General features: G+C 56.4%; 7 protein-coding genes and 1 tRNA gene. 5 read left to right on the top strand and 3 right to left on the bottom strand.

The features are described 5' to 3' along the window. Window positions 1-1127, bottom strand: a 1127-nt coding sequence (locus AC2VNK_RS04365) for an AAA family ATPase (protein ID WP_486882951.1), incomplete at its 3' end; no start/stop codon positions are given. A gap of 61 nt (window positions 1128-1188) precedes the next feature. Between AC2VNK_RS04365 and queF the strand changes: the two genes are divergently transcribed. The 4 genes from queF to AC2VNK_RS04345 all read left to right on the top strand — a co-directional run bounded on the left by queF (window position 1189) and on the right by AC2VNK_RS04345 (window position 4800). After that, a complete protein-coding gene (queF, locus tag AC2VNK_RS04360; protein ID WP_291521523.1) occupies window positions 1189-1614 on the top strand; it encodes a preQ(1) synthase in 426 nt (141 codons plus the stop codon). Window positions 1615-1728: 114 nt separating this feature from the next. Next, window positions 1729-3594 carry a sensor domain-containing diguanylate cyclase gene (locus AC2VNK_RS04355; RefSeq protein ID WP_486882950.1) on the top strand — a complete coding sequence of 622 codons (1866 nt, stop codon included), beginning with the start codon at window positions 1729-1731 and terminating at the stop codon, window positions 3592-3594. Between the two features lie 284 nt (window positions 3595-3878). Next, window positions 3879-3963 (top strand) — tRNA-Leu (locus AC2VNK_RS04350). A gap of 84 nt (window positions 3964-4047) precedes the next feature. Further along, entirely contained in the window at window positions 4048-4800 is a 753-nt protein-coding gene (locus AC2VNK_RS04345) for a DUF2249 domain-containing protein (RefSeq protein ID WP_291525126.1), read from the top strand. 34 nt (window positions 4801-4834) lie between these two features. On the opposite strand, the gene wrbA is transcribed toward AC2VNK_RS04345, so the two are convergent. Further along, window positions 4835-5437, bottom strand: a complete 603-nt coding sequence (gene wrbA / locus AC2VNK_RS04340; protein ID WP_291525125.1) for an NAD(P)H:quinone oxidoreductase — start codon at window positions 5435-5437, stop codon at window positions 4835-4837. 85 nt (window positions 5438-5522) lie between these two features. Between wrbA and AC2VNK_RS04335 the strand changes: the two genes are divergently transcribed. After that, entirely contained in the window at window positions 5523-5900 is a 378-nt protein-coding gene (locus AC2VNK_RS04335) for a winged helix-turn-helix transcriptional regulator (protein WP_291525123.1), read from the top strand. A gap of 393 nt (window positions 5901-6293) precedes the next feature. On the opposite strand, the gene AC2VNK_RS04330 is transcribed toward AC2VNK_RS04335, so the two are convergent. Next, window positions 6294-7892 (bottom strand): APC family permease, encoded by a 1599-nt coding sequence (locus AC2VNK_RS04330; protein ID WP_486882949.1) that lies wholly within the window; start codon window positions 7890-7892, stop codon window positions 6294-6296. Window position 7893: the final 1 nt, after the last annotated feature.

The following is a 7893-nucleotide window of genomic DNA, read 5'->3' as shown; positions in this document are numbered from 1 at the left end:
TCGCGCTCCGCTTCCTGCCGTCCGCGCCGGGCGCGCTCCTCCTCTCCGGTCAGTGCATGCTGGCTTACGGTTAACGTCTGCAAACGCTGCTGCCGCTGGCTTTCAGTCTCCGCCTGGTGTGCTTGTTCAGACTGGATTTTTTGCTGCTGTGCCCGCTGTTGACTCAATCCACTCAGGCAGCGTTGGATCGCTGCCTGTTGTTCCCGAAGCCGATGTTCCACATCGCTTTGCCGGGCCTGCACCGCATACAGTTCGCCTTGGGCGGCGGCGATGGCGTCCTGGCCTCGACGTTCTTCCACACGCAGTTGATCCAGGGCCTGGGATGCGGCAACAAGATGTTGCTCTTCCTGCTGATAGGTGGCTTGCAGCGCTGCGCGCCGAGCCAAGGTCTGTTGGCGCTCCGTTTCGAGAACATCCACGCGAAGAGCCATACTCCACCACTGCCATTGACGCTCCTCCACCCGTAGGGTGCGCAGCTTTTGCGCCGCCTGGGCCTGCCGTTGCAAGCGCTGCCACTGACCATCCATCTCGCCGTGAATATCATGCAAACGCTGGAGATGCTCCCGCGTTTCGGCAATACGTTGTGTGGTCTCCCGGCGGCGCTCCTTGTAACGACTGATGCCGCCCGCTTCTTCGAGAATGGCGCGCAGATCGTCCGGGCGCGCTTCGATAACCCGCCCGATGGTCCCCTGCTCAACGATGGCGTAGGCATTGCCGCCGAGCCCGGTGCCGAGAAACAGGTCGCCCACGTCGCGCCGCCGACAGCGGGCACCGTTAATCCGGTAATGGCCGTCGCCCCTGCGGTCCAGACTGCGCTTGACGCTGATTTCAGCCACCTCAGCGAAAGCGCCGGGAGCCGCCCTATCGCTGTTATCAAAGCGCAATTCGACCGTCGCCGCCGACGCGGCCGGTCGACTGCCACCGCCATTGGAAATCACATCGCTCAGGGTGCCGCCACGCAGTTGGCGCGCTGAGGATTCACCGAGCACCCAGCGCAGGGCGTCAACCGTGTTGGATTTGCCGCAACCATTGGGCCCGACGATTACCACCGGATTGGCGTCGAACTGGATGCGCGTGCTTTCGCGGAAGGATTTAAAGCCCTGGAGGATGATGGCCGAGAGGCGCATGAGGGGAGGTTTTTGCTATAGTGTGCCGAATTGGTGAAGCACAGATGATGAGGAGTTCCAGATGCCCAGTCAACCGAGCAAAGCGTTAGAGCGTTTTCCTAATCCCCACCCTGAGCGCGACTATGTGGTACACATGGATCTGCCCGAATTCACCTGCCTCTGCCCCCTGACCGGGCAACCCGACTTTGCGCACTTTATGCTGGATTTCATTCCGGGTCAGCATAACATCGAGCTGAAGTCCCTCAAGCTGTACCTCTGGAGCTTTCGCGACGCGGGCGCCTTTCACGAGGCCATGACCAACCGCATCGCCGACGATCTGATCAATCTGATCAACCCACGCTATCTGCGCCTGCTGGGACGCTGGTATGTGCGCGGCGGCATCACCACCGATGTGCTCATCGAACATCGCCAACCGGACTGGCAAAATCCGGACCTCCTCAGTCAGTTGCCAACCGTGCGCTGGGCACAACACCAGCCGGGCTACTAACAAGCCGCGGACAGGCGCCCGCTTGTTGACTCCTTCCACCGCTATAAACTTCCTTGTTTATTGGTACCACAGTTCGTTATGATAGACTCTACGAATTTGCGGAAGCATCATTCCATGCAGATTGAGGCACTACTACAACGGCTTGATAAAGGTGGATATCCTTCACCATCGCGGAGCACTTTGGCGCTCACAGAGCTTTTACAGCAAGATAATGCCGGAATTGCCGATGCCGCAAAGCTGATACGCGTCGATCCTATTCTTACGGCCAAAATCATTAAAATTGCCAACTCAGCCATATATGGCAAATATCGGCGCATCATGGGCATTGAAGAAGCACTCATGCGCATCGGTTTTAAGATGGTAGTACCGATCGCACTCGGGCTCACACTGGCCACCAAAACATTTTCTACACCGCCCAATTTTGATTTGCGCGGATTCTGGGCAGGCAGTCTGCTGCGCGCTATCGCCATGCACGCATTGGCTGCCCGTACTGACGAATGGCCTGCTGCAGATGTGTTTACGGTCGGCCTGCTCTGCGAAATCGGCAGCCTATTCATGGCCTGTTCCGCTCCGGCCGAGACTGCGGCGCTGGCATCCCAGAATCTGCCTACTGCCGCGTTGTTGGATCAGGAAAAGGCACACTTTGGATTTGACCACCGCCAGCTCAGCGCCGCCCTGCTGCGCCACTGGCGCATCCCGGAAAATGTCGTGTTGGCATTGGAATCCCAGCGAAATATTGCGGATGCAACGAGTAGCGCAGAGCGCACAGACCGTTTGCGTACTCTGCGGGCCATCATTGAGGACGGTCGGAATATTGCAAGTTGGGTGCTCACAGGTGCTCCCGCCCAATCCATCACGCTGCTTCAAAGTGCAGCAAGAAGCTGGTGGTTTACAGACACGCAATTTGAAAGAATGATCAGTGAAATTATTGCCGAATGGAAGGAAATAGCTGATATTTTTGATCAGACCGTCTCTCCCGACTTAGTCCAAAAGCTGGAAGCTTTACGCGAAACACTGACCACCGGTCGACTAAATCCTCAGCCTTCCGTTCCCGGACCTATATTACTGGTGGCCAATCAGACCAGAGACCTGGATTTGTTGCAGCAAACACTGAAACCTGAAGGGTACAACGTCATCCGCGCTGACAGTGCCGATGATGCGATTATTCTGCTATATCAAAAGGCACCGTGCATTGTTATTCTAGACTGGGATATGCCAGGAATAACGGGTGCCGAACTCTGCGTGAGATGGCGAAGAGAATTTGGGCCCCGCGTATACCTGCTGGTTCTTGCCGACACACACCATGGTGATTGTACCGCTGAGGCCATAGAAGCTGGTGCCAATGACATTATCAGCAAGCCACCTTCTGGCAATATGCTTGTTGCCAAGCTGGCTATTGCTGCACAAATGGTCGCTTTTATGGCACGACTGGAAAATTCCTGCACAGATCTCACGCACCAAAATCACTCTCTACTAGCCCTTGCGAGCAAAGACGTGCTCACTGGACTGGCTAACCGGCGGGGTGCCCAGGAGTTTCTCAGCGAAAACTGGCGACATGCCATACGCCACCAACACCCGTTAAGCTGTATTATGCTGGACATTGATTATTTCAAACAGGTGAATGATGAGCACGGCCATGATGTGGGTGATCCTGTATTACAAGCATTAGGCGGCCTGCTCCTGAAAAATTCTCGGAGCGGTGATCTGATCGCCCGTGTGGGCGGCGAAGAATTTCTCATTCTTTGCCCGCAAACTGATGAGTTGAAAGCTTCCTTGTACGCTGAACGACTATGCCAGGAGATTGCTCAGATGCAAGGCGATTTCCCGCTCATCACGCTCAGCGCGGGGGTAGCGGAGATGCAACCGGACATGGACAGTCCAGAGGCACTGCTGCATGCTGCGGATCAGGCGCTCCTCCTCGCAAAACGACGGGGAAGAAGTCAGATAATAATCGCCTCCACACAGCGTAACCCGCGATGAAGCCCATCTGCTCAATCGCCAGGCATAGAACGCTGGATGAGGTACCCTTATGTCTTGGAACCAGCCCGAGTAGGGAGCCCGAGAACAAATTTACCGTGTTCGCCGGGTGGGCATTGTAGCGAGCGCACGTTAGCTTGTGTTAACCTCGGCCTGGGCAGTTGTCCTCTTCTTGACCATCGGAAGCCTGCCCCGCGTATAAGCGGGGTACAAGCACGGTCTGCGGGCAAGTGTCACACCTTGGAATAAAGTTTTAAACATTTTGTATTTCAATGAGTTTACTATTTGCCCAGGTGGCGAAATCGGTAGACGCAAGGGACTTAAAATCCCTCGGCTTATGCCGTGCCGGTTCGAGTCCGGCCCTGGGCACCAACAAGACCACTCAAGAGTATTCCTATTTGATCCTTTAGCCTCCTCCCTAATTCGGGGACAGGCTTCAATCAAGGACTCCATATCATGCCAACTCAGCAAGCTATATCTCTCGCACCCACAAGTTCTGCCCGGAACGTCATCGACGTGCGTGGCATGTCCTATGCGGTGGCCCAACCTCTCGTCTACGCCGCCACGACCCGGCTGGCGGTCGGTCAGCATGTGCAGGTATTGGCGGACACCGACCCCAGTGCCATGATGCGGGCGGTGGCCTTTCAGTTGCGCGATGCCATCTCCTGGCGTTTTGAGACCGATGGCAAACTCTGGCAGATAGACGTACAACCCCGCGCCGAAGCAGAAGCCAAGGACGTGGTGGACCTGCTGACTTGGGATCACTACCGCCTGGATCGCCAGTTTGCGGACGTGTTGGCCGCTGCCAACGAAAATCGAATCGCAGATGCTGAAGCCATCTTCAACAACTATTGGATTGGTCTCCGCCGCCATGTCCACCTGGAGAATAATGTCATCGGCCCGACCTTGGGTGGCGGCGCGGAAAAAGGTCCCCTTGCTGACATGCTCTTTGAGCACGACAGCATCATCGTCCAATCCCGATTGGTGGAAGAAACACTGCTGGAAAAGGACTATGACATGTTGCCCGCCATTTGCGCAGTGCTGTCGGGCTCTCTGGCCAAGCACGAAAACCGTGAAGAAACCATGCTCTTCCCCATTTGGCAAACTACCGACAACAGCGACCGGGGCCGCGCCGCTGAGTTCCTGGCCCGATCCAAAGAGCTGCTGGCCGGAGCCGAGGACCAGCAAGTCAATAAAGCATTCCCCTAAAGCACTACAGGCGATGAATCACCACGCGGGTTAATTAACCGAAGAGCTTCTGAGTGACCCCCGCAACGTGGCGGCCCTGGAATCGAGCGATCGCCAGTTCATTGGCGCTGGGCTGGCGGCTCCCATCGCCCTTGGAAATGGTCGTGGCGCCATAGGGCGTGCCGCCGGTGATCTCGTCCATATTCATCAGTTCCTGACAGCTATAGGGAACGCCCACCACGATCATGCCCTGATGGAAAAGGAAGGTATGAGATGAGGTGATGGTGGTTTCCTGACCGCCGTGCTGCGTGGCCGTGCTGGCAAAAACACTGCCGACCTTGCCTACCAGTTTGCCTTCCTGCCACAGGTTGCCGGTGCGGTCGAGAAAGTTGCGCATTTGACCGCTCATGTTGCCGAATCGGGTCGGGGTGCCAAAGAGGATGCCATCATAATCCGCGAGATCATCGGGATGGGCTTCCGGGGCGGCCTGGTCGGTTTTGGCGTGAACAGCCGCCAGAGCCTCCGCCGACATGCTTTCGGGTACCCGCTTCAGGTCAACGGTGACGCCATCCACCTCCCGGGCACCCTCCGCTATGGCCTGCGCCATGGTTTCCACATGGCCCCAGAGGCTGTGATAAAGGACAAGTATTTTGCTCATGACGCACTCCTTGCGATAGGTAGATGTTGTCTGAGCAGTAAAGACCATCTAGTATAGTTTGTGAAGTAGGTACTAATGAGTAACTATGGCCAGACAGACCAAACAAGAGACGACTTGTCCCATGGATGCCCTTCTCCGTTTGCTGATGGGGCCTTGGACCACGTACATCCTCTGGACACTGAGACAACATGGACCCCTGCGTTTCGGGGCGATCAAGCGGAAAGTGCGTGGCATCTCGTCACGGATGCTGACAGAGCGCTTACGCACCCTGGAGGAAGCCCAAGTAGTATTCAGGGAGTATCGTCCCAGCATTCCCCCAGAGGTGACTTATGGCCTGACGCAGCGTGGACTGGAGCTGCGGGAGGTGCTGGATGCACTGGATACGCTGGCCCGGCGCTGGAATGCCGAAAACGGGGATAAGGAAACGCCTATTTCAGACTCTGCGCTATCCGTCATAAATTAGAATTTAGCACCTACTTTAACAAGATTGCCAAAACAGCTACCGCGAGGAGGCTTCAAACGGTTTTACCGGTTTATCTGGAAAGTGCGGGGGTATTACCGGAAAGCATTGCGAAATAGATCGCTGAAGGGGTGTCAGACGGGCACCATAATGGCGCCGTTTGCTGGCGAGTCACACCTGACGCCCGGAATACCCTGGTAAATGCAGTCAACCACTCAGGAGTGGATCATGGAACATGTCAGTAAGGCACCCAGTGCTACGTAGCGCCACACCGGCGATTTATAGCGCCGGTTTCCTGCGGCGGGCGGCCTTTGTCCTTATTCCTGCTCTCGGCACCACGCCGGATCACCTGGCCCGCCATTCTCCTGCAATTCCGCAGCCGGGATCGGCGGATGGCTACGGCGCCGCCTCCGGCACCTCGTTCAGACTTTCCACATAATCTCTCATCACCTGATCGGCCACTCTAGTGCGCAGTGCCACAAGAAGTATAACCAGACTAAATAGAGCAATTATCCCCATATCCCAGAAGAAAGGCACGAGGCCGCTGCCACCGAGATTTTGCGGACCGAGATAGCTGCATATCCATAGACCCGCAAAATAGGGTAATACCCACCACGCATAACGCCACCCCAAACCCTCCGCACGGCGCTCTTTGGCCAGGAAATAACGGTAAATCAGAAAAACCACCATCAGCATGGTCAGGGCGATAAAGGTAAAACTCAAGGTGTCGAGCCCGGCCCAGAAGATAATCCAATTAGCCACCACAAAGGCCGCCGGAGCGATCACTTCCGCGCCCCAGAGACGAAAAGGGCGTGCTGCATCGGGCATGGCACGACGCAATTGCAACAGCACAATCGGCCCCAGACTGTAGGAGAGCACGGTCACTGAAGAAATATATCCCACCAGTTTTTGCCAGGAAGGGAAGGGAAAGAAAAAGAGCGCGCCAACCGCATATACTGCCAACAGAGCGATCCAGGGCACGCCACTGCGGTTAATCCGCGCCAGTCCCCGCGGTGCACTGCCCATTTCCCCTGCTGCCATGGTAATGCGCGCCGATGACGTCGTGTAAATGAAGGCTGTACCTGCTGGCGACACCAGAGCATCCACATAGAGGATGACGCCCCACCAGGTGGCACCCACGGCTGCGGCCAATGCCGCAAAGGGGCCAGTGAGCCCGGTAAAAGTCAGGTGTGACCATCCTCCATGAGCCAGACCAGCAGGATTCACCGCCACCAGAAACGCGAATTGCAGCCCCTCATACAGCACGGTGCCAATCAGCACCGAACCAATGACCGCTATGGGAATGCTCCGCCCCGGATTCCGGCTCTCTCCCGCCAGATCAATCGCCTGCCGGAACCCGAAAAAAGAAAAAATAATCCCGGCACTGGCCACGGCAGTGAACATGCCCTCCAGATCCCCCTGGGGATGATGCAATTGCAGGTTCTCGGGGTGCCAGGACAAACTCAATAAGACAAAAATAGTGGCGGCCGGAATAATCAGCTTCCACCAGGTAGCGGCACTATTAAGCAACAGCACCCAGCGAATCACCAGAAAATTGAGCAGCACAAAAACACCCAGCAACAGAATAGCGGCGACAAAACCCCGACCACTGAGCACGCCCACCTCACCAGAGAGAAAACCCGGCAGATAATTATTCGCATAGGTGAGGACTGCCGTCACTTCGACCGGCGCAATGGAGACATAAGAAAAAAAAAGGATCCAACTCCAGATGCGGCCTAACAACGGCCCATTACCCAGGTGACTGATGTGGACAATAGAACCACTGCGCGGAATCATCGGCCCCAATTCGGCGTAAACCAGCGCCAGCAGTAAAATAGCCGCCGCCCCCACCGCCCAGGACCCCAGACTCAGTGGCCCTGCCTGCTGCGCCGCATGCAGCGGCCCAAACAGCCAGCCGGAACCCACTATGGCTCCCAGACTCGCGTAAAGCAGCCCGATCAGCCCCCCTTCCCGCCGCAAATGACCTGCCGCCATG

The organism is Acidithiobacillus sp. TH-A35 (assembly GCF_057473505.1).
Note: the sequence above shows the minus strand (reverse complement) of the source record. Positions and strands in the feature narration are given on the sequence as shown.

Bases quoted from the DNA above. Each gene is read 5' to 3' on its own strand.
- wrbA (WP_291525125.1), bottom strand. From the start codon at position 5,437: ATGAGCAAAATACTTGTCCTTTATCACAGCCTCTGGGGCCATGTGGAA.
- AC2VNK_RS04345 (WP_291525126.1), top strand. From the start codon at position 4,048: ATGCCAACTCAGCAAGCTATATCTCTCGCACCCACAAGTTCTGCCCGG.
- AC2VNK_RS04355 (WP_486882950.1), top strand. From the start codon at position 1,729: ATGCAGATTGAGGCACTACTACAACGGCTTGATAAAGGTGGATATCCT.
- AC2VNK_RS04335 (WP_291525123.1), top strand. From the start codon at position 5,523: ATGGCCAGACAGACCAAACAAGAGACGACTTGTCCCATGGATGCCCTT.
- queF (WP_291521523.1), top strand. From the start codon at position 1,189: ATGCCCAGTCAACCGAGCAAAGCGTTAGAGCGTTTTCCTAATCCCCAC.
- AC2VNK_RS04330 (WP_486882949.1), bottom strand. From the start codon at position 7,892: ATGGCGGCAGGTCATTTGCGGCGGGAAGGGGGGCTGATCGGGCTGCTT.